This window comes from Protofrankia sp. CiP1_Cm_nod3 (assembly GCF_982290655.1).
On sequence record NZ_CEVIVD010000137.1, the window covers coordinates 11,161 to 11,924 of the forward strand.

Sequence of the window (764 nt, forward strand, 5' to 3'; positions counted from 1 at the left end):
ACGATCGCCCGGGCCACCGGGGGCACGGCCACCGGGGCCGGTCCGGCCGGCTCACGGGTACCGCTGGTGCTGGCCGCCGTCTCCACGCTCCTGCGCCTCGGGCTGGCGGGGCTCTGGCTCGCCGCCGGAATGATCAAAATCGGCGACCCGCAGGGGATGGTGCGATCCGTCCGGGCCTTCCGCATCCTGCCCGAGGCGCTCGTGCACCCGGTCGCCTACGCCGTCCCGTTCGTGGAGATCGCGCTCGGCCTGCTGCTGCTGGTCGGGCTGGCGGTGCGGGTGAGCGCCGTCGTCTCCGCGCTGCTGCTCGCCGGCTACATCGCGGCGATCGCCTCGGCCGCCGCGCGGGGCCTGCGCATCGACTGCGGCTGCTTCTCCACCGGCGGGGACCTCACCGCCGGCGCGCCCACCCACTACACCGGGGAGATCATCCGGGACTGTCTGCTGCTCGCCGCGAGCGTCCTGGTGGTCTGCCTGCCAGCCGGTGCGCTCACCGTCGACCGCATCCTCGAACGAGGCGCGCGCCCACTGGCCGTCGAGGGGCCGCGAACGGCGCGGCCATGATCACGTCGTGCCGCCGTCGGCCCATGTCGTCGAGCCGTCGCAGGACTTCGGAGAGCTGATGAGTACCGCGTCCAGAAAGAGCAGGAAGAACCGGTCAGGCGGGAAGCGAGGCGGCAACCCGGCCGGGATGCCGGCCGGCGCGCGCGCGCCCTCCCGGCCGCACGGCTCCGCCGCCCAGAATCCCGGGCCCGCCCAGGACG

Annotated in this window: 2 protein-coding genes; one reads left to right on the forward strand and one right to left on the reverse strand. The window is 74.7% G+C overall.

The window, feature by feature from the left end:
- The coding region (locus AC5LUJ_RS19815; protein ID WP_493465487.1) for a MauE/DoxX family redox-associated membrane protein at window positions 1–564 on the forward strand (564 nt) is incomplete at its 5' end.
- Here the strand turns inward: AC5LUJ_RS19815 and AC5LUJ_RS19820 are convergent.
- Window positions 565–764: hypothetical protein (locus AC5LUJ_RS19820; protein ID WP_493465488.1), on the reverse strand; the 200-nt coding region annotated here is incomplete at its 5' end.